General features: G+C 58.7%; 18 protein-coding genes. 11 read left to right on the top strand and 7 right to left on the bottom strand.

The window, feature by feature from the left end; all coding sequences use genetic code 11:
- Positions 1 to 9: 9 nt before the first annotated feature.
- Complete coding sequence (locus tag I4W09_RS08145) at positions 10 to 1143, bottom strand: coiled-coil domain-containing protein (protein ID WP_196033493.1); 1134 nt, start codon at positions 1141 to 1143, stop codon at positions 10 to 12.
- A 234-nt stretch (positions 1144 to 1377) separates the two neighbouring features.
- The gene (locus tag I4W09_RS08140; RefSeq protein WP_271756798.1) at positions 1378 to 2010 is read right to left on the bottom strand and encodes an MOSC domain-containing protein; all 633 of its coding nucleotides are present in this window, start codon (positions 2008 to 2010) and stop codon (positions 1378 to 1380) included.
- A 234-nt stretch (positions 2011 to 2244) separates the two neighbouring features.
- On the opposite strand from I4W09_RS08140, the gene I4W09_RS08135 reads away from it, so the two are divergent.
- Together I4W09_RS08135 and I4W09_RS08130 are read left to right on the top strand one after the other, a co-directional pair.
- Positions 2245 to 3501 (top strand): carboxylate--amine ligase, encoded by a 1257-nt coding sequence (locus I4W09_RS08135; protein ID WP_035137907.1) that lies wholly within the window; start codon positions 2245 to 2247, stop codon positions 3499 to 3501.
- An 84-nt stretch (positions 3502 to 3585) separates the two neighbouring features.
- On the top strand, positions 3586 to 4332 hold the full coding sequence (locus I4W09_RS08130; RefSeq protein WP_229058896.1) for an aspartate/glutamate racemase family protein: 747 nt from the start codon (positions 3586 to 3588) through the stop codon (positions 4330 to 4332).
- Positions 4333 to 4458: 126 nt separating this feature from the next.
- Here the strand turns inward: I4W09_RS08130 and I4W09_RS08125 are convergent, their stop codons facing one another.
- The 5 genes from I4W09_RS08125 to I4W09_RS08105 all read right to left on the bottom strand — a co-directional run bounded on the left by I4W09_RS08125 (position 4459) and on the right by I4W09_RS08105 (position 11410).
- Positions 4459 to 5205 (bottom strand): energy-coupling factor transporter transmembrane component T family protein, encoded by a 747-nt coding sequence (locus tag I4W09_RS08125; protein WP_055309787.1) that lies wholly within the window; start codon positions 5203 to 5205, stop codon positions 4459 to 4461.
- Positions 5198 to 6949: an ABC transporter ATP-binding protein gene (locus I4W09_RS08120; protein ID WP_196033491.1), complete on the bottom strand. Its 1752-nt coding sequence runs from the start codon at positions 6947 to 6949 to the stop codon at positions 5198 to 5200. Before I4W09_RS08120 ends, I4W09_RS08125 begins: the two co-directional genes overlap by 8 nt.
- Before the next feature lie 212 nt (positions 6950 to 7161).
- Positions 7162 to 7734 carry a hypothetical protein gene (locus I4W09_RS08115; RefSeq protein WP_196033489.1) on the bottom strand — a complete coding sequence of 191 codons (573 nt, stop codon included), beginning with the start codon at positions 7732 to 7734 and terminating at the stop codon, positions 7162 to 7164.
- A 400-nt stretch (positions 7735 to 8134) separates the two neighbouring features.
- Positions 8135 to 10084 (bottom strand): C69 family dipeptidase, encoded by a 1950-nt coding sequence (locus I4W09_RS08110; RefSeq protein WP_196033487.1) that lies wholly within the window; start codon positions 10082 to 10084, stop codon positions 8135 to 8137.
- Positions 10085 to 10492: 408 nt separating this feature from the next.
- A complete protein-coding gene (locus tag I4W09_RS08105) occupies positions 10493 to 11410 on the bottom strand; it encodes a diacylglycerol/lipid kinase family protein (RefSeq protein WP_138339781.1) in 918 nt (305 codons plus the stop codon).
- Positions 11411 to 11508: 98 nt separating this feature from the next.
- On the opposite strand from I4W09_RS08105, the gene rnd reads away from it, so the two are divergent.
- The 9 genes from rnd (at position 11509) to I4W09_RS08060 (ending at position 20525) form a co-directional block, all read left to right on the top strand.
- A complete protein-coding gene (rnd, locus tag I4W09_RS08100) occupies positions 11509 to 12642 on the top strand; it encodes a ribonuclease D (protein ID WP_148345575.1) in 1134 nt (377 codons plus the stop codon).
- A gap of 64 nt (positions 12643 to 12706) precedes the next feature.
- On the top strand, positions 12707 to 13411 hold the full coding sequence (locus tag I4W09_RS08095) for a zinc metallopeptidase (protein WP_006234314.1): 705 nt from the start codon (positions 12707 to 12709) through the stop codon (positions 13409 to 13411).
- A gap of 115 nt (positions 13412 to 13526) precedes the next feature.
- Positions 13527 to 14978 carry an exodeoxyribonuclease VII large subunit gene (xseA, locus tag I4W09_RS08090; RefSeq protein ID WP_334203953.1) on the top strand — a complete coding sequence of 484 codons (1452 nt, stop codon included), beginning with the start codon at positions 13527 to 13529 and terminating at the stop codon, positions 14976 to 14978.
- Positions 14979 to 15020: 42 nt separating this feature from the next.
- Positions 15021 to 15287, top strand: a complete 267-nt coding sequence (gene xseB, locus I4W09_RS08085) for an exodeoxyribonuclease VII small subunit (protein WP_006234311.1) — start codon at positions 15021 to 15023, stop codon at positions 15285 to 15287.
- Positions 15288 to 15336: 49 nt separating this feature from the next.
- Positions 15337 to 15672 (top strand): histidine triad nucleotide-binding protein, encoded by a 336-nt coding sequence (locus I4W09_RS08080; protein ID WP_196033485.1) that lies wholly within the window; start codon positions 15337 to 15339, stop codon positions 15670 to 15672.
- Positions 15673 to 15713: 41 nt separating this feature from the next.
- Complete coding sequence (locus I4W09_RS08075) at positions 15714 to 16604, top strand: LysR family transcriptional regulator (protein ID WP_196033483.1); 891 nt, start codon at positions 15714 to 15716, stop codon at positions 16602 to 16604.
- A gap of 119 nt (positions 16605 to 16723) precedes the next feature.
- A complete protein-coding gene (locus I4W09_RS08070) occupies positions 16724 to 17884 on the top strand; it encodes an MFS transporter (protein WP_006234307.1) in 1161 nt (386 codons plus the stop codon).
- 120 nt (positions 17885 to 18004) lie between these two features.
- Positions 18005 to 19183, top strand: coding sequence for an acetate/propionate family kinase (locus tag I4W09_RS08065; protein ID WP_006234305.1), 1179 nt, complete (start codon positions 18005 to 18007; stop codon positions 19181 to 19183).
- Positions 19184 to 19346: 163 nt separating this feature from the next.
- A complete protein-coding gene (locus I4W09_RS08060; RefSeq protein WP_138339777.1) occupies positions 19347 to 20525 on the top strand; it encodes an acetate/propionate family kinase in 1179 nt (392 codons plus the stop codon).
- Positions 20526 to 21078: the final 553 nt, after the last annotated feature.

Raw genomic sequence — 21078 nt, 5'->3', positions numbered from 1 at the left:
CAGTTGCACTTAGATGCGGTTCATCTGAGCGGCGACTTTGTTGTACCAGTCCTGCCACGTGGGCGGGCAGTACTTTTTGGCCGCTGCCGGGGTAAGGGTGGAGCCGTAGTTGGCGCCCAGATAGGCAACGTGAGCGGAGATGCCCTCGCTCCAGCTGCCAAAGCTGCGCCAACCGCCGCCACGTGCACTCCAGCCCCAGGCGTTGTAAGAATTGGCACAATAAGCACCCTTGGTGCTCTCGATGCAGGCGATAGCGGGGGACCAACGGGGGTCGACACCGGTATTCCAAGCGGCGACGGCAAAGTTATAGCCCTGGCCTGCCATGGGGGAGCCGGCGAGATAATTGTCGATGCGGCCTGTCCACTCATTAATGAACGAATCGTAATCGGAGCTACCTGTATTGGCGTTGTTCACTGTGGTGTCGATGGTGGTGTTGGTGTTGGTGGCCTGGCTGCTGGAATTGCTGCCGCTTACGCCCTCGCCCGAGAGCTTCTCGGCGGCAGCGGCCTTATCGGCCTCAAGCTTGGCAAGCTCGGCGGCATTTTCCTGCTCGGCTTTTGCCTGCGCCTCACTGCGGAGCTGCTGGGCCTGCGCCAGCGCGTCCTCGGCGTTTTTCTGCTCTGCCTCAAGCTGAGACTTGGCCTGCTGGAGCTCGGCCTTGTTCTGCTCGAGTTCGGTTTGCATGTTATTGAGTTCTTCGATCTCGTCGACGCTCGAGCTCGTGATCTGGTTGGTGTATTTGCAGGTCGTGATGAACTCGCCCAGGCTCTGCGCGTTGACCAGGAAGCTCACGATGGGATTGGTGCCCTTCTGATACTTGTACAGATCGCGCATGGCGGAGCTTGCCTTGGCCTGCTGCTCGGGAAGCTTGGCCTCGATTTCCTCGATGCTTGCCTCATTGGAGTCAATCTGCTTTTGCAGGTCATCGAGTTTGGTGCGGGCGTCGTTGTAGGCGCTCGTGGCGGCTTCGATCTTCTGCTGGGCTGCGGAAAGCTGGTCCTGCGTTGCCTGCGAGGCGGCATACGCCGCAACGGGGGAGAGCATCGGCGTGGCCGTCAGCGCAACGGCGAGCGCGGCGCTCGTGATGATACGAGCCGGCTTCGACGCAATGAGCGCTGCGGTGCGATGATTCGAATGCTGCATCCAGTCCCTCTGCAATCAATCGTAGGTTATGGTTCGAACGGTATTCTACTACTGCTTTCGACCTCAACTTGAACCTTAAAGGTTCCAAAGGGTCAAGTTGAACTTGAGGCTTTGGCTTTGACCTGCAGTTATGATGAATTGTTGAGAAACCATAGAGTTCAACTTTAACGTTACAGAGCTATGTTTGAGAGGAGTTTTGGGCTGTAAAAGCCATCTCAACGTGGGGTTTTATAACTACAGCGTGCCCTTCTGGCGAGCCTGCTCAATCTCTTCAAGGGCCTCGGCGGGGATGAACGAACAGGTGCCGTCGCCGAGTTTGACTACCTGGATATCGTCGCCGGTATGGACCTCTCCGCCCTTTAGTACCACGCCGAAAACGCCCTCGTGGGGAAAGATGCAGTCGCCGGCGAGATAGTAGATGGCGCAACGGGTGTGGCAGACCTTGCCGATTTGGCTGATTTCGACGAGCACGTCGCTTCCAAGCTTGAGCTGTGTGCCCAAGGGGAGCGAGAGCAGGTTGATGCCCCGGGTTGTGAAGTTCTCTCCAAAGTCGCCCTTGCGCACATCGAGTCCGCGGGCCTGCGCCGTCTGGATGGACTCTGCGGCCAAAAAGGAAACCTGGCGGTGCCAATGCCCGGCGTGTGCGTCGGAGGCGAGGCCAAATTGCTCTATAACGGTGTCGTGTCCATCGGCGACGGGCGACTTGCGCGTGCCCTTGTGTGCCGACGTGTTGATCGAGACGATGCGGGCGGGTCCGTTGTAGGCGTCGTTTGCCGTGCACAGGGGAGCGGTCGCTTTCGCACGTTCCGCCAGCTCGCGCCTCGCGGCATTGAGGATGGGATTATCGGTCGGATGGTCTTGGGGCACGTGCGCGCCTTTCGCTCGAGGATGTCAATACGCTGAATCCTACAACAATGGTAGGTTCATTGCCCATTGTCATACAACAGTGAGCGCCGTCTTCGTGCTGGCCTTCGTGCTGGACGATTGCGTCGATTGCCATAGATACGGTGGAGCTTTGGGCGCCGGCGGCTTGGCACGCTAGAATAAATCAGTTGCGCAAAGACCGCCCGTTGTGTGGGCAGTTCATGATAGGAAGTTTCCATGGCATTGCAATTTACAGAGCGCGAGTTCATTCCCGTGCTGCTTGGTGGCGACATCAACGCCTATTCGGTGGCGCGCGCCTTCTACGAGGAGTACCAGGTCAAGAGTCTGGTCTTTGGCAAGTATCAGACGGGTCCCGCGTACCGCAGCCAGATTATCGACTACACGCCCAACGTGGATATCGACACCATGCCCGTGATGCTCAAAACCGTCAACGGCATTGCCCAAGCGCATGCCGATAAGACGATTGTCCTTGTGGGTTGTGGCGACAACTATGTCGCTCTCGTGGCTCAAGCCAAGGATGCTCATGAGCTGGCGGATAACATCGTCGCTCCCTACGCGCCCTACAGCATGCTCGAGCAGTGCCAGAAGAAGGAGATCTTCTACGAGCTGTGCGAGAAGCATGGCGTGCCCTATCCGCACACGTTTACCTTTACCAAGGCGATGCTTAATGCCCAGGGTGAGGCGCCTGCCGAAGTGCTCGACCAGATCGATTTTCCCTACCCGATGATCCTGAAGCCTTCCGACGGCATCATGTGGTGGCAGCACGAGTTCGAGGGCCAGAAGAAGGCCTATGAGATTGCCGACCGCGCCGAGCTGGAACAGGTCATTCGCGATTCGTATGCCAGCGGCTACACCGACGATCTGATCTTGCAGGATCGCGTGCCCGGCAACGACGAGTACATGCGCGTGCTCACCAGCTATTCCGACCGCAACGGTAAGGTCCGCATGATGTGCCTGGGCCATGTGCTGCTCGAGGAGCATCAGCCCCACGGTGTCGGCAACCATGCCTGTATCATTACCGAGCCCAACGACGAGCTCATGGGCGGCGTGCGCAAGTTGCTCGAGGACCTTCACTTTGTGGGCTATTCCAACTTTGACGTTAAGTACGACGAGCGCGATGGCTCGTTTAAGTTCTTCGATTTCAACACGCGCCAGGGCCGCAGCAACTACTACGTCACCAACAGCGGCTTTAACGTTGCCAAGTATGTGGTGGACGAGTATGTGTTCAACCGCCCGTTTGAGCCGGAGTTTGTGACGGCGCAGGACGAGGCCCTGTGGATGGTCGTTCCCATGGGCGTCGTCGACAAGTACGTCAAGGATCCCGAGCTGCGCGCTAAGGTGCATCGCCTGGACAAGGAAGGCAAGGGCGCCGACCCTTCGTTTATGAAGGGCGACTTTGTCTTTAACCGCTGGCTGCGCATGTGGCACACCAAGCTGCGCCACTTTAAGCTGTTCAAGACGTATTACAAGTAGATGAGCGCGGCGCCCGTCCGGTTTGCATCGGGCGGGCGCGGGTATGATACGCGCAATTGCGCAAGCGTCACCAAGGAGGCGGCGATGGAAAAGCTGGGAGTTATCGGCGGCATGGGCGCCGAGGCCACGTCGTATTACTACGACCAGGTGGTGCGTCATACGGCTGCTGCCTGCGATCAGGAACATATCGACATGGTGGTGCTCTCCAAGTCGACCATGCCCGACCGCACGTTGGCCATTAAGACCGGCGAGCATGCCAAGCTGCTGGCGACCATGAAAGAGTGTGCCCAGGCACTCGAGTCGCTGGGCTGTGCGCACATTGCCATTCCCTGCAACACGTCGCACTACTTCTATGACCAGATCCAGTCGTTTACGAAGGTGCCGATTATCCACATGCCGCGTGAGTCGGTTCGTTATGCCCTTGCGGGTGCGGTGATGGGGGAGTGCGAATTCGACCCCAACCTGAGTATGCCGGCCGAGCCGGTGCATAAGATCGGCATCATGGGCACCGATGGTACCGTGGGCGCGGGCGTCTACGGCCGCGAATGTAAGGCTGCGGGTGTTGAGGTCGTCTATCCCAGCGAGAAACGTCAGAACGATGTGATGTCGCTTATCTACGATGATGTGAAGGCCGGACGTGAGCCCGATATGGATAAGTTCGACCGCGTGATGTGGGAGTTCGCCCGTAGCGGCTGCGACCGCGTCATTCTGGCCTGCACCGAGCTCTCGGTGCTGCAGAAGTACCGAGAGATGCCCGAGATCACCCTCGACGCCATGGATGTCCTGGTGCGCGAATCCATCATCCGCTGCGGCGCCCCCTACCGCCTCTAGCTTCCGACCTGCCAAAAAGGGACAGGTTTATTTTTGGTAGGTATTATCTGGGGAAACAGTAAAGGCCTCGGCTCGTTTGGTGCGAGCCGAGGCCTTTTGCGTTGGGTGGTTGCTGTCGGTGGTGAACTAGAACAGGAAGCCGATGGCGATGAGGGCGATGCTGACGATGAGCACGGCGATGTCCAGACCCTTGATGGGATAGCGCTTGTACGAGCTGGCGCGTGTGCGCAGATAGAAGCCGCGCTGTTCTGCCGCCAAGGCTGTGGCATCGGTCTTGCCCACGCTCGAGATGAGCAGTGGCACGCACAGTGGCAGCATGAGCTTAAGCTTCTTGATGGGGTTCTTGGTATCGTACTCGACGCCGCGTGCGGTCTGCGCCTCCATGATGGCATTCATCTCCTGACCAAACACCGGTACAAAGCGCAGCGCCGTGGTAAAGGTGAAGGCATAGCGATACGGCACATGCAGCACCTCGACGCAGGCGTTGGCAAGGTCGTTGAGCTTGGTCACCATGAGCATGAGGATGAGTGGTAACGCCACGCCCAGCAGGCGCAGGCAGGCCTTCGATCCTGTGATGAGGCCCGTGTCGGTGATAAAACCCCACACCACGTTGCCATCGCGCATAAAGGCCAGCTGGAGCATCAGCATGATAAGCGCGAGCGGAATCAGCAACTTGAGCAGCGAGAACAGACGGTCGACGACGCCGGCGTAAGCTCCCAGTGCGAGCGTGAGCGCCAGAAAGCCCAGCAGCGCCACGTAGGTGTCGGACAAAAAGATGCCGACGATGATGGCGGCGGCGAGGCCCAGTTTGACGACGGGATTCAGGCGATGCAGCAGCGTATCGCCCGGCATGTAGTCGATGACGTTAACCACGGTGGACCATCTCCTTGGTAATTCGAACGACATCGGTGACCTCGCTCACCTGCGCAAAAGCGGGCGAGACGGAAGATGCCAGACGGCGCGAGAGTTCGATGACCTGGGGCGGCTCAACGTAGGCACGCTGCATGAGATCGATGTTCGAGAATAGCTCGTGCGTGCGGCCGCGGTCGAGGATGCGGCCGTCGGCCATTACCACGATGCGCTCGGCAAAGTCGGAGACAACTTCCATGTCGTGGCAGACCATGATAACGGCGCAGCCGCGCTCGGCCATGGTGCGCACGGTTTCCATGACGGTCATGCACTCGCGGTAGTCAAGGCCGCTCGTGGGCTCGTCGAGCACGACGATCTTGGGCTCAACCACTACGACGGAGGCAAGCGCCACCATTTGTCGCTGGCCGCGCGAAAGCGAGAAGGGCGCCTCGTCGGCCGGCAAGCCAAAGCGATCGATGACCAGCTGGGCGCGACGCAGGGCCTCGGCGCGGTCCATGCCGCCCAGTTCCAAGCCAAAGGCGACCTCGTCGAGCACGGTGTCCTTGCAGATCTGACGGTCGGGGTTTTGGAAGAGGGTCGCGACCTCGCGGGCAATGCGGCTCGTGGGGACGGCTGCTGTATCCAGTCCCGTGACGCGCACGCTGCCCGAGGCGGGCTTGAGCAGGCCTGTGAGCAGCTTGGTGAGCGTGGTCTTGCCGGCACCGTTCTGGCCGACGATGCCCACGAGCTCGCCAGGATAGAGCGTCAGGCTAAGGTCGTGTACGGCGGCGCCGCCATTGGGATAGGCAAACTCAACATGGTCGAAGGTGAGTACGGGTTCGGCGTCCTTGGCATGAGGACGCAACGACGGTGCATGCGGGGAACCGGTGGGCGCCTGGGCTTCGATGGCTGCGTGTGCGGGGTCGACGATGCCCGAAATCAGGCGTTCGGCCTCATCGACATCCAAGCAAGGGGTACCGCTTACCAGACCATCGGCCTCGAGGCTATTGAAGATACGCGTGACGCGAGGGCAGTCGACGCCGATGGCACGGAGCTCGTCGGTATGTGCGAAGACCTCGTGTGGCTCGCCCTGCAGCGCGATTTCGCCATGGTTGAGCACGAGCACGCGGTTGCAGTACTCCGAGAGCAGGGCGACCTTTTGCTCAACGACGACGATGGTGATTCCAAGTGCGCGGTTTGCCTCACGCAGCGTCTCGAAGACCAACGTGGAGCTGGCGGGGTCGAGTGCCGCGGTGGGCTCGTCGAGAACCAAGACGCGCGGGCGCATGGCGAGGATGGCGGCGATGGCTACCTTCTGCTTCTGTCCGCCCGAGAGGGTGGCGATCTCGCGGTCGCGCAGGTCGCTGATGCCGACGGTCTCGAGCGTTTCGCTCACGCGCTGCTCGATCTGATCGTGGGGAACGCCAAAGTTCTCGAGGCCAAAGAGCATCTCGTCCTCGACGACCGAAGCGACCATCTGCGTGTCGATATCCTGCAGCACACTGCCGACGATTTGCGACACGTCGGTGAGCGAGACTTCGCAGGTGTCGTGGCCGTCGACCATGACGGACCCAAAGAACGTGCCGGTGTAGTGGTGGGGCACGGCACCCGACAGGCAGGCGGCAAGCGTGGACTTGCCGGCGCCCGAGGGCCCGATGATGCCGATGAAATCTCCCTTGTTCACGCTGAGCGAGATGTGGCTGAGCGCCTGCTCGGTCTGCGTGCCATAGGAGAACGAGACATCGTCGACGTTGATGATCGTTTCCATGGATACCTTTCATAGTCATTGGGGACGTTCTTAAATGACTAGTCGTTTAAGAACGTCCCCAAAAGCTAGTCGTTTGGGACAGTCTTTGGTGGTGAAGCACGGAGACGGCTTTACGAGGGGCCCCGGGTTGGCGCGAAAGAGGAGCGAAGCGTACTTGGGCACGCGAGCGACGAATAAACGCCAAGATGGGGTGGCTCGTAAAGCCGAGCGGGTTAGTTGAGCCTAAGAGCCTTCTGGATGGGCAAGTAGAGGGCGCCGACCAGAATGGCGTTAAAGACGGCGGTCATGGCAACGACGGGCAGCATGGCGGCGGCGAGCTCGCCTACCACGCCGAGCATGGCCATCTTGATGACCATGAAGATGACGCCGGAGACAAAGGTGGTCAGGAAGGTTGCGATAATGGCGATGGCGGGCTTGACTTGACCGTTCTTGCCGGCGGCGTTGACGATGCCGGCCATGAGCATGGCGGCGATGCCCTCGGCGGCAAAATCAACGAACGGCGAAGTGGTGGTGATCTGGATCACGGCAGCCGAGATAAGGCCAATGACGAGTGCCTGGCCGATGTTGGGGCGAACGACCAGGATGGTGAGGCAGAAGGCCGAGATGATGAACTCGGGGCTGATCATGCCGCCCGAGATGCCCGAGATGGCCTTGCCGACGGTGAAGTTGAGGATGAAGCCGGCAGCGAGCAGGATGGCAAGCAGGACGAGGGCGCGGACATCGAGTTTGCCACGGTCGGCGGTCTGGACGGTGCGGGGCTGGGCGGCGGTGGTGTTCTGAGACATGGTGAAAATCCTTTCGGAATGGGAGTGCAAGAGAAAAGCGGAGGCGCGTGATGCGAATGCGATCGGGCTCGAGATAGAAAAAGGCCCCCGGTCGAAACCGGAGGCCTTCCAATCACCTAGAGCGCAAAAACAGGCGTGAGGGACTCACTGTCGACCGATCGTATTCGCATCACGCCACCACCAGTTGTTGAGAGACTTCATCGTGTTCTTCATGTTGGTGGCTCCTTTCGTGATGCCGTGGCGCGGTCGCACCTAGTTGCTGTTGCGCTGCACTATAGCACAGCAAAGTGCGTGCGGGGAAATCTTTTTTGAAAAGATTTCAGGCGGGTTTCCCGTCGGTCAAAAGAGCGGGCTAAGCGGGCGAGGCTGCCATTGCTGCCTTGTCCGCTCAGCTAAGACGTTACTCCTTATTGCGACGGTAGAGGAAGTAACCGCCCGCGGAGATGACGGCAACGCCAGCGATGGCGAATGCAGCCACCACGCGGCCATCAAAACGATCGCCAGTGGTGGGCAGGCCGCCCTTGGTGTTCGTCTTGTTAGTGGTTACCGTGGTCGTGGTGTCGGACTTGCTAGGCTTCTCAGGCTTGGCGGCTGGCTGCTCGGGCTTAGCGGGCTGCTCGGGGGTACCGGGCTGCTCAGGAGTACCAGGCTGCTCGGGAGTGCCGGGCTGATCCGGGGTGACCGGATCGGTGGCAAGAGCATCCTTGGCGTAGGTGATGGACACCTTGAGGCCGTTGGTCTCGGTGTTCAGGTCGCTTGGGGTGAAGGGCTGGTCGAAGTTTTCGGCCTTCTGATAGGCGCGCATCTCCTGGAGCAGTGTCTTGCACTTCTTGTAGGTGTTCTCGGTAGCAGCCTTGCCGGCCTTGTTGGCCAGGGCAGTGCGGCCCTCGGTGGTCGTCTCGGCCAGCATGGCGGTGTCGACTTCCTTGTTCTGCTCGATGAGCTCGTTCTGGAGCGCATCGAGGTAGGTGCGGACGCTGATACCAAGGGTGTCAGGGTTCTCAAAGCAGAGCGAGCTGATGTCCATGAGGACGTAGTTGATTGAGTTCTCGGGCTCCTCGTTGTACACGACGTCAGTCTGTTTGCAGTGATCGAAGGAGACGGTCTGATCGCTGAAGTACGGGCTGACCTCAGTTATCAGAGCGGAGTACAACGGGATGGCGACGGAGTACGCGGCGCGGGAGAGCATTTCCCACTGGATGGTAGCGACTTCGGGGTCATACCCGCGACGAATCTGGAAGAGGTTGATCTCGGTGTTGCGCTCGCTGCCGATGCAATAAACACCATCAGTGTTCGCGTTGAGGCCAGGGACGTTCTCGCCGCGGTTGCCGAAGGCGCGAATCAACTCGAAAGTGCTCCAACCAGACTTGCCAGGCTTGAAGAACAGGGGCTGGATTTCGCTGACCATGGCTCCCTTTTGGTCAGGTTTTCCTTTCTCCTTTACTGTGATAATGTCGTAATCTGTGCCTTCGGTCAGCTGACTACCAAAATAATCGCGGCCTTGCACATAGCGGGACCACTGGTTTACGCCGGAATCGGCGAGGCTTTCGCCATACGTTTGGGCGACATCGAATTTGCCGTCAGCGGAGTATTTGGCGAAACCCTTTTCTTCGGGCATGGATTGGATCTTTTCAGAGTGGAGGCAATTCTCGGTGTCATTGAGGTCGACATCGTAGTTGAGGCTCCCGATATTAGGGTTGAGCGACGCGACGTCGTCAGCGAGCTTCATGGCGATCCACTGATGGGCGGAAAGTGTGGCGAACAGCCAGGTCTCGTTGTTGTCGGCGATGATGATCTGGTCGTTGGTGCAGACGCCTTGATCATCGATCAGGCTGCCGAGGAGCTCGACGCCCTCGCGGGCCGTGGCGCTCTCGCCCAGGATGATGCTGCCGTAACTGTACTCGCCCAGACCCACTTCCTCATCGATGAGGTCTGCTGCAGCGGCCTCCTCGTTATAGGAGGTGCTTAGCGTGGCGGAGCAGGAGACGCCCTTCTCGTTGATGCCGGCCTCGGAGTAGGCGTCGGTGCGACCCATCCAGTTGGAGGGGTGGTCGCGTACATAGCTGTAGCGATAGGTAGGCTTGTTCGAAGTGTATTCAAAAGCAGATTCAATCGAGCTGTACTTAAAGCCAGGTTCGTGGGCAGGTTCGATGCCGTAGTGCTTAAGATAGCGCTTGCCAAAGTCCTCGGCGCGGCCGTAGTACGTGTTGCCGTCCGCCGTGAGCTTGCCGCCCATGTAGATCTGCGTGCAGGCGAGCGCAGACGTCGGCATGGACATGATGGTTGCAGCTCCAAAGGCGAGGCCTATGCCAAGCTTTTTGAGCGCGTTGACGGGGTGAGTTTTCCTCATTTTCCCTCCCAGCGTGCGAAAGCTCTCCGTTGCCAGAGAGCTTCAGCCAATAAAGACACCCCATTAGCGTAACGAACTGGAAACAATATTCATCTATGAAAGAAACTTACTCGATAAGCGTAATGAAATATGCGATGAGTGGTTAATTATACTCGGTTTGTAGCTTTACTTTAATAAAGACGTCCTGCAATTACATTACCTGAATAAAGCGCCTTGCACGGGGCGCAAAGAAAATCCCCCGCTGTTTGGCAAATGCATAAACAGCAGGGGAGACGATAATTGGATGAATATCATACCAATGTGGAATTACTTCTTCCGGCGGTGGATCACGTTGATCGCATAGCCGACGAGCATGGCCAAAACGATGATGATAAAGCCGAGCAGGGGATTGTCGTTCATAGGGTCCTCCTATTTTCCGAGCGGGGAGAATTCGTCGACGATGAGGTCGAGGCATTGCGGAAGCGCGCGGGCTCCAAAGACGCCCGAATTGCTGGAGATAATCTCGCCATCGAACTGCATGCCCAGCGACGGGGTGCAGGTGATCTTGGCTTCCTTGGTCTGGATGATCTTGAACTGCGGGCGGCCGAGTACCTTGCCGGCGGGGTCGAGTGCGGCGGTGATCACAGTCGGTAGAAGCTGCACAGTTTTTACGGGTTCGATGACCGCAATGTCGACCATGCCATCGTTCATACGGCAGTCGGGGAACAGGTTGATGTCGTTTTGGATGACCGAGGTGTTGCCGGCCATGCAGCAGATGCCGTCGAGCTCCTCGACAATGCCGTCATGCTCAATCGTAAAGTGCGCCACCGTGGGATTGGGCGTGGCGAGCGCGGAGAGGAAGTAAGCGATCTCGCCGATGTCGTTTTTGGTGGGGGCGGCCTTCATCATGATCTCGGCGTCGAAGCCCGAGCCGGCGATGATGATGAAGCCGTGGCGCTTCTCGTTGCCGTTCTCGTCGAGCCAAAAGAGCTCGCCCATGTCGACTTTGACCGTGCGACCGGCACGGCAGGCCTTGGCGAGCGCCGCCGCCTCGGGGGCATTGCCGATGTTGTTGAAGAACAGGCAGGCCGTACCGGAGGGGAAGACGAGCGTGGGGACACCGCATCCGCGCATCTGGTCGAGCACGTTGGAGACAGTGCCGTCGCCGCCCGAAACGACCACGCGGTCAAACTCGCGCACGTCTGCCACGGCGTCCTCGGGTTCCATGCCATCGCCGATAAAGCGCATCACGACCTCGTCGCCGCCCTGTGCAAGGGCGTGCGTGAATGCGAAGATTTCATCTGAGCTGGGGCCCGATGCCGGGTTGTGGATGATAAGGCAGCGCATACTTACGTTCCCGTTCTGTGACTAACCGAGTATAGTTGTAAGGCAATGCCGATATCCTACCCGTGTTTTTCGGGCCTAACCTTATTCGATGGGTTGATATGTACATTTCCACACATCAGGCTCTACTCGACTTTTGCCAGCGCGCCCGTGAGTTCGACGCGATTGCCGTCGATACCGAGTTTTTGCGCGAGCGCACGTTCCATCCGCGTCTATGTTTGGTTCAGATTGCCACCCCTGCTGAGAGCGTCGCGGTCGATCCCCTGGTAATCGACGACCTATCGCCGCTGGCCGAGCTTATGGCCGACGAGAGCGTGACCAAGGTCTTCCACGCGTGCTCGCAGGATATGGAGGTCATGCTCCATACCGTGGGCGTGCTGCCACGACCGATTTTCGATACGCAGGTCGCCGCCGCCTTTTTGGGCGAGCGCCAGCAGATTTCGTATGGCGCGCTTGTTCAGACGTTCTGCGGCGTATCGCTGCCCAAGACCGAGTCACTGACCGACTGGTCGCGCCGCCCGCTGACCGATAAGCAGATTGAGTATGCGATCGATGACGTCAAGTACCTGATCGTCGCCTATACCGAGATGATGAGCCGCCTGCGCGAGCTGGGCCGTGTGGACTGGGTGCTCGACGAGCTGCGCCCGCTGGCTGACGAGTCGCACTATCGCGCCGATCGCCACGAGGCGTTCCGCAAGGTCAAGCGCATCAATTCGTGCAGCCGTCATCAGCTGGGTATCGCGCGCGAGCTCGCCGCCTGGCGCGAGGACCGCGCCGAGCGGCGCAACATCCCACGCAAGTGGGTCATGTCCGACGACACGCTGCTAGCGCTCGTTAAGCGCAATCCCGTGCGCGTTGAGGAGTTCCGTAGCATTCGCGGTACCGATCAATTGGGGGAGCGCGACGTGGACGGTGCGCTCATGGCCATCAAGCGCGGTGCGAGCTGTCCGCACGATCGCCTGCCGCTCTTGGTGCGCGGACATCGTCAGATTTCGCCGGAGCTGGAGAGCGTGACTGACCTTATGTATGCGCTTATCCGCCTGGTTGCCGAGCGCTCAGGCGTTGCGACCTCGGTCATTGCCTCGCGCGATGACCTGGCCGACTACATTGAGCATCCCGAGCAGAGCCGCCTGCGCGAAGGTTGGCGCTTTGAGCTTGTGGGCTCGCGCCTGGACGATCTGCTTTCCGGCAATATGGGGTTGACGGTGAAGGACGGCAAAATCGAGCTCCTGTAGGGAAGCCTAGCCGGTTGAGTGGGTAAAATGCCTCCAACGTGTAACTCGACTCGGAGGAATTCGCATGCCTTATTACTATGGATACGGCTTTGGCATCGACCCGCTGTACCTGCTGGTTGTTCTTGTCTGCACGGTGCTTGGCCTTGCCGCACAGAACTATATCAACTCGACGTACAAAACCTGGTCCAAGGTTCGCTCGGACGGCGATACGGGTGCCACAGTCGCTCGCCGCATGCTCGATGCCAACGGTTGTAGCGCCGTGGGTATCAAGGGTGTCGCTGGCGAGCTCACCGACCATTACAACCCGCAGGACAACAACCTGTATCTGTCGGATGCCAACCGTTCGGGCGGTTCGGTCGCAAGCGTTGCCGTCGCCTGCCACGAGGCGGGCCATGCCGCCCAGCGTCAAAGCGGCTATGCCATGATGAAAGTGCGTACCGCCCTCGTGCCGGTCGTCAACTTTACCCAGAACACCTGGACCATCGTGTTACTCTTGGGCCTGTTTATGAACATTGCCGGGCTCACGACCCTCGCGTTGATCTTCTTCTCGTTTAGTGTGCTGTTCCAACTCGTTACGTTGCCTGTCGAGATTGACGCCAGCCGACGTGCTGTGGCGTACATCGAGCAGTCGGGCATGAGCTCCAAGCAGGTCAACGGCGCCAAGAAGGTACTGACGGCAGCCGCGCTTACCTATGTGGCTGCAGCGCTCACTTCGATCATTCAGTTGCTCTACCTTATGGCTCGCTACAACAGAAACTCCAACCGATAACAAATGGGACAGGCAGGCGCCGCGGGGATTCGTGTCCTCGCGGCGCTGTACTATGTGTTGGACTTAATTTCGCACGGGGCCGGAGCCTCTGTGCTCGATAACGAAAGGAGGCTGCGTGGCAGGCTGGAACCTAACCGGTAATGCCGTTTCCGCCGAGTTCGACGGTTCGGACGAGCAAGAGCGCAAGGAGCTCAGCGTGAGCCAGGCGGTGGAGATCGCCGCCGGTGCGCTCGATGCCATTCCGCAGCTGAGCGTCTTGGGCGAGGTCACGGGTTTTCGTGGTCCTAACGCCCGAAGCGGCCACTGCTATTTCCAGATCAAGGACGATTCGGCCGCCGTTGACTGCATCATTTGGAAGGGTGCCTATCTCAAGCGCACGTTCGATCTGCGCGACGGTATGCAGGTGAGCTTTAAGGGCAGCTTCAATCTCTATAAGGCTACGGGCCGCATGAGCTTTGTCGCTCGCTCGTTTTCGCTGGCGGGGGAGGGTCTGCTGCGTCAACAAGTGGCGCAACTGGCCGAAAAGCTACGCCGTGAGGGTCTGATGGACGAAGCGCGCAAGCGCCGCATCCCGGTGTTCTGCTCCCGCGTGGCGGTCGTCACCTCGCTTTCGGGTGCCGTAATCGACGACGTCAAGCGCACATTGCGTCGTCGCAACCCGCTCGTCGAGCTCGTCTGCGTGGGTGCCAAGGTACAAGGCGAGGGTGCGCCGACAGAGCTCATTGAGGGCCTGCGCCGCGCCGCTTCCATTACGCCGGCGCCCGACTGTATTTTGTTGGTGCGCGGCGGCGGCTCCTTTGAGGACCTCATGACCTTTAATGACGAGGAGCTTGCCCGCGCGGTGGCGGCTTGTCCCGTGCCCGTGGTGACCGGCATTGGCCATGAGCCCGATACCTCGATTTGCGACATGGTGAGCGACCGTCGCGCCTCCACGCCTACGGCGGCGGCCGAATCGGTGGCGCCGGCTATGACGGAGTTGGCCGATGTGCTCGAGGCGCGCTATCAACGTCTGGGTGCTGCGATGGCATCGATGATTGGGTCGGCCCAGGTCGACCTGGAGATGCTCGATCAGCGCGGTCGCCGTGCCTGGGATACCTATACGGCTCGCTTGGGCGATGCGCTCGATGCGGCTGCGTGCCGCCCGTGCCTCAACGACCCAACGTTTATGGTTGAGCGTCGCGAGTCTGAGCTTGCCCTGACGGCCGATCGTTTGTCCGGCGCCATAACGCGTTCGGTTGGGGCATTCCGCTCCAACTTTGAGCGTCTGCCCGAGCGCTTGATCGCAAGCGCCTCAGGACTCGATGGCAAGCGCCATGCGCTCACGCTCGCAAGCTCCCGCCTGGAGCATCAGGGGCGCACGATGCTCAACAAGCCAGCATCCGACCTGGGCCGTGCGGCAGCCTCGCTCGATGCCCTGTCGCCGCTCAAGGTGCTTGCCCGTGGTTATTCCATCGCGTACAGCGATGATGGGGTGGCCACGAGCGCCAAGACCTTTAAGCCCGGTGACGCCATTCGCGTGCGCATGGCAGACGGCAACGTGGCGGCAACGGTCGATACGGTCGAGTAGGCCGCGTTTCATAGCGATAAACCTTTAGGAAAGGAAACAGATATGGCAGAGAAGACCCCGGTCGAGCAGCTTACGTACAAGCAGGCTTCACAGGAGTTGGAGCTCATCATCCGCAGCTTGGAGTCGGGTGATATGGAGCTCGAGGAGTCGCTTGAGAGCTATACCCGCGGCGTCGAGCTCCTCAAGAGCCTGCGTACCCGCTTGTCCGATGCCGAGCAGAAGGTCTCGGTGCTCCTGAAGGACGTCGACGGCAACGACGTGCTCGCCGACGGCGAAGCCGCCAACACCGACGACAACCTTTCGTTCTAACCATCCCGACCAAATATAATTACCTTGGTCTGTGAGAAAGGAACCAACCATGTGTGATTGCATCTTCTGCAAAATTGCCAACCACGAGATCCCCTCGACCGTCGTCTACGAGGATGACCAGGTCATCGCGTTCGACGACCTCAATCCCCAGGCGCCGGTCCACACGCTCGTGATCCCCAGGAAGCACTACAGTGACATCGCCGATAACGTGCCCGCCGAGACCATGGGCGCCATGGCCCACGCCATCCAGGAGGTCGCCAAGGCCAAGGGTCTGGAGGACGGTTTCCGCGTCATCTCCAACAAGGGCGTCAACGCCGGTCAGACCGTCATGCACTTCCACATGCACGTCCTCGGCGGCAAGAACCTGGGCGAGAACCTCATCTGAGGACGCACGGCCCGTCGCCTTGGCTGCCTTTGGAGTAACCTATGCAGTTTTCTCAACTCGAATACCTTCAAGCGGTAGCGAACTACGGCGGCGTGCGCAAAGCGGCTCGCGCCGTTCACGTGAGCCCACAGGCTGTCTCGTCGGCAATTAAGAAACTGGAGTCTGAGTATCAGATCGTTTTGCTCAATCGATCGGCGGGGGAGGCTGTTTTGTCTCCGGCGGGCAGAGAATTTGCGCGTCGTGCACGCGTGATCCTGGCACAAGTCGACGATCTCAAAAAGTACACCCAATCGGGGAACGGTGGCGTTTCGCCCGACGGCCACTTTCGTCTTTACGTCCCCTGTCTTCACGGGCGGGGGCGTCTTTTTTCCGAAAACTGGTACGACTCGTTTGAAAGCTCGCACCCTCAGATTCACCTTGATGTGTGGCATCAGCCAACGGCTACATGCTTTGAATCACTTGTGCTTGGCATTTCGGATGCGGCCATCTCATTTGAGGAACCAAGGGACAGCGTCCTTTCTTCGAAATACTTGCGTGAAAAGGAGCTCAAGGTTCTTTCGTGCCCAGCGGGTCATCAATCTGTGGGTGCTATGACCGTTCGTGAGTTACTGGGCGGCAGGTTAGCTGTTCCCATTAATTTGTCGCCCTGTCTCAATGCGATCAATCAATGCCCCGAAGCTCAGCTGGTTAATTTCCGCTTCCGCGACGTCGAATACGGAAACAGAGCGCAGGCTGAGTTTCTTCAAGCCGGGGGATTGATATTGGGTTTTTCTGGCTCTTCTCTCGCATCAGATGGGTCGGAAGTGAGCGAGTACTCTATTGAAGGTTCGCATGACGTAGCCTTGCCCATCTACTTTTGCTATCGACAAAATGCCTGGACCGATCGACACCAGACGGTATTTCTTCACCTATTGCGTCATCTTGCTTCGTGAGGCCATTTGGCCTCGTGTCGTCAAGTGAATGTTGACGCCTTGTAACACATGACTGACGGCTTTGCCCTCATGCTTTTCCAAGATTCCGATTTAGATTGTTGACTCTTGGAGGGCGGAGCATGAAAAACCGTACGGTTTTGCTTTATATGACGTTTGTTTTTCTGTCGAACTTCAGCACCATTTTGTATTTTCTGACGGTTTACCTTGAATTCGTCGGATTCTCGATGGTGGCGATTTCTAGCATGATGATTGCATATCAAGTGAGCAAGTTCATCCTTGAAGTTCCCACTGGCTATATTGCCGATAGGTTTGGACGAAAGACAAGTGGTCTCGTTGGCGTCGTGGGGATGCTTGGATACTACGCCGCCCTGCTTCTCGTCCGTTCTCCTCTGCTTTTAATCGGCGCGTTTGCTCTCAAAGGTTTTGCCGCTGCATGTATGAGCGGGTCCATGGAAGCGATTTACATTGACAGCGTCTCTCTGGACCAGCTCGTAAGGCTTAATGTCGTTGAGCGATTTGTTTTCTATGCCTCTTATGCCCTCTCCGCTTGTGTGGGCGGTTTCATTTCGTCCGCTGGCGCGTATCTCATTGGTCTTTTGGCAGATATCATCGCAATGGTGTTGACGTTGGTTGTCGTTGTCTGCATTCCTGAGATGCGAAGAGGGGACACTACAGCGACACCTAAGCGTGGAATTAGCCCGAAGATGATCGGTGCCGCTATTGCGCGTAACGGCATTCTTCGTTCAGCGTTCATCATGGACTGCTCTCAGGCATTTGCTTTTGTCGCCCTGGAAGACTTTTTCTCACTGTTGCTTGCGGGTCGCGGAATGAATGCCGTCGCTTCGGGTGTGATCATTGCGGTCCAGCTTCTTGCCTCGGCCTCCATGGGGCTTATTGTGCCCAGTGTGATTGCTCATGTCGACAAGGGCCGTTTTGCGCGTATTTGCGGCATCGTGCGCCTTTCCCTGGCTGCTCTGTTTTTGATTCCCTTTACTCCGGTCTATTTGCTGCCCGTGTTCTATGTACTGCAGACGGTCGCGTACTCGTTATTTGCTCCAATTAAATACTCAATTTTTCAAAATGCTGTCGATTCTTCGATGCGCTGTTCACTGATTTCGGTCCAAAGCCAGATGGTGGCGGTGGGTGCCATCCTTTTCTATCTGTTCAATGCTGCGTTGAGCAGCATCGCGGGCATTCGAGTCGTATTGCTTGTTGCGCTCGGGATTTCTTCCCTGGTGTATATCCCCGCGCTATTTCGTCTTACAAGTCAAAGGCCATGAGTATTTAGGCACCGATAACTTATATATCAACGCAATAAACCCGAGCGCGAGGGCGTTTGGGTTTATTATTGAAGCGTATGTAACCTGGCGGCGCCACACCGCCTGTTAGTAGGGAGACACATGAACGTTCTGGTCGTCAACGCGGGATCTTCGACCCTTAAGTATCAGGTCATCGACACCAAGTCCCATAAGGTGTCCGCAAAGGGCTCCTGCGAGCGCGTCTGCTTTACCGGTGGTACCTTCACCCATGCTGCCAATGGCTCCAAGAAGGTGACCGAGAACATCGAGTTCCCCGACCACAAGGTCGCCATCGAGGTCGTCCTGAAGGACCTTGAGGCCAACGGCGTCAAGATCGAGGGCATCGGCCACCGTATCGTTCAGGGCGGTTGGTACTTTGGTGATTCCTCCCTCGTCGACGAGGACGTCCTCGCCAAGATTCGCGAGGTCGCCCCGCTGGCGCCGCTGCACAACAACCCCGAGGCCAACGTTATCGAGTACTGCCTGGAGCAGTATCCCGATCTGCCCAACGTCACGGTCTACGACACCGCTTTCCACTTCAACATGCCCGAGGTCGCCAAGACCTACGCCCTTCCCAAGGATGTTTGCGACAAGCTGCACATCCGTAAGTACGGCGCCCACGGCACCAGCTATCGCTACATCTCCAAGAAGGTCGCCGAGATGACCAACGGCGAGGCCCGCAAGGTCGTCGTGTGCCATATCGGCTCCGGCGCTTCCCTGTGCGCCATCGAGGACGGCAAGTGCATGGACACCACCATGGGCTTGACGCCGCTCGACGGCGTCATGATGGGCACCCGCTGCGGCTCCATCGACCCGGCTACCGTGTGCTACCTGCAGCGCGAGGGTGGCTACACCTTCGACGAGGTCGACGAGATGATGAACAAGAAGTCTGGCCTTTTGGCTGTGACCGGTGGCAAGACCAACGACTGCCGCAACGTTGAGGAGCTCGCCGCTGCTGGTGACCCCGAGGCTCAGCTCGCCTTCGATATGTTCGTCTACAAGATTGCCGCTAAGGCCGCCGAGATGGCCACCTCCATGTGCGGCATGGACACCCTGGTCTTTACCGCCGGCATCGGCGAGCACGCTCCGGCCGTTCGCGCTGGCGTGGCCGATCGTCTGGCCTTTATGGGCGTCAAGATGGATCACGCCCGTAATGCCCTGCGTGGCGACGGCGCTTGGTGCCTGTCCGCCAAGGATTCCAAGGTCAAGATTTTCGTCATCCCTACGGACGAGGAGTTCATGATCGCTTCCGACGTCGAGCGCATCGTCAACGGCAAGTAATTGCAAGAGGGGAGGGGCTGGACGACCGAGCGCCGTTCGGCCCCTCTTTTGCGCTCGTTGGGCGATATGCTGATATCTATTTATCAAGATATGATAACTTCTTATTAAAATGCGGCCGCCTTAAGGGGCCTGCGTCGACCGTATTGCACTGCGAAGGAGTCTCATGAACGTACTTGTTGTCAACGCCGGCAGCTCAAGCCTTAAATATCAGCTTTTGGATACCGATACCCGCAAGGTTTTCGCCAAGGGCAACTGCGAGCGTATCGGATCGGACATGGGCATCTTTGGCCACTCCGAGAACGGTGGCGCTAAGCAGACCGAGGAGGTCCCTTTCCCCGATCATCGCTCTGCTATCGCTCGCGTGCTCGAGGAGCTCGAGAAGACCGACTTTACGATTGATGGCATTGGGCATCGTATCGTTCAGGGCGGCTGGCACTTCGATGATTCCGCGGTTGTCGACGACGAGGTTATGGCCAAGATTCTTGAGGTGGCACCGCTTGCTCCGCTGCACAACTACGGCGAGGCCGCAGCGATTGAGTATTGCCGTGAGAAGTATCCGGAGCTGCCCAACGTGGCGGTCTTCGACACCTCGTTCCACATGACCATGCCCGAGGTTGCCTACACCTACGCGCTGCCCAAGGACGTTTGCGACAAGTACCACGTGCGCAAGTACGGCGCCCACGGCACGAGCCACCGCTATGAGTGGATGATGGCCAAGGAGATCCTGGGTTCGCGCTGCCACCGCCTGCTTTCGTGCCATCTGGGCAACGGTGCTTCGCTCGCTGCTATCGAGGACGGCGTGTGCCGCGACACCACGATGGGTCTCACGCCGCTCGATGGCCTGATGATGGGCACCCGTTGTGGTTCCATCGACCCGGCCACCGTGTGCTACCTGCAGCGCGAGGGCGGCTACAGCTACCAGGAAGTCGATGACATGATGAACAAGCAGTCTGGTCTGCTTGCCATCTCGGGCATCTCCAACGACGCCCGCGACATCCGCACGCGCGCCTCCGAGGGCGACGAGCGCTGCCTGCTCGCCTTCGATATGTTCGCCTATAAGGCCATGCAGCAGGCCGGTTCCATGATCGCTTCCATGGCGGGCGTGGACACCATTACCTTTACCGCCGGCATCGGCGAGAACGACTGGTCGATCCGCAAGGCCTTCTGCGACTGCTTTGAGTGGCTGGGCGTGCGCATCGACAACAACAAGAACCGCGAGGCCGTGGGCAACGGCCCACAGGTCATCAGCGCCGCCGGCTCTTCCGTCACGGTTATGGTCATCCCCACCGACGAGGAATACATGATCGCCCACGACGTCGAGCGCCTGACCAAGAACAACTAACGCGCGCATTTGCAAGTAAACGAAAGGCCTCCAGAGCAACGGCTCCGGAGGCCTTTTTACTAGCAGGTGGACGGCGGAAACCCCATCCCATTTCGAGCGCAAATACTGGGACACGCTTTCCGGTTGAGGCACGTTGCGGAAAGTGCGACCCACAATAAAGCAAAATTCCGTCCCAAAGTTTCCCAAACAGGCCCCAAGCGGAAGCCACATCCCACAATCCGCCTCCAAACTGGGATGTAGTTTCCGGCACAACAACCGCCGAAGCCCACCGGCCTTTCAATCTCCAAAGTGATCATCATCAGCAACGCCTGCGCTCCCAGCAACGGCACCCATCCATTCAGATTTTCAGCTCCAGCTCGTAGCCAAGCCGCCGTCCACCCCGGATTCCCTGATTGCTACGTGGCGGCAGGGACCCTACAGGGTAAAGCTCTGAAAATATTCCGCACTGATATCTTCTGTATTGAAGACGTCGATGGTGCACCCGTATACCATTGACGTCGACACCATCAGATGCGGACCGCGCGGTGACCCCACATTCCGCTGGCGCCCACGG

Source organism: Collinsella aerofaciens (assembly GCF_015670795.1).
In the GTDB taxonomy this organism is placed as follows: Bacteria; Actinomycetota; Coriobacteriia; order Coriobacteriales; family Coriobacteriaceae; genus Collinsella; species Collinsella aerofaciens_Q.
This window is presented reverse-complemented; position numbering and strand designations above follow the sequence as displayed.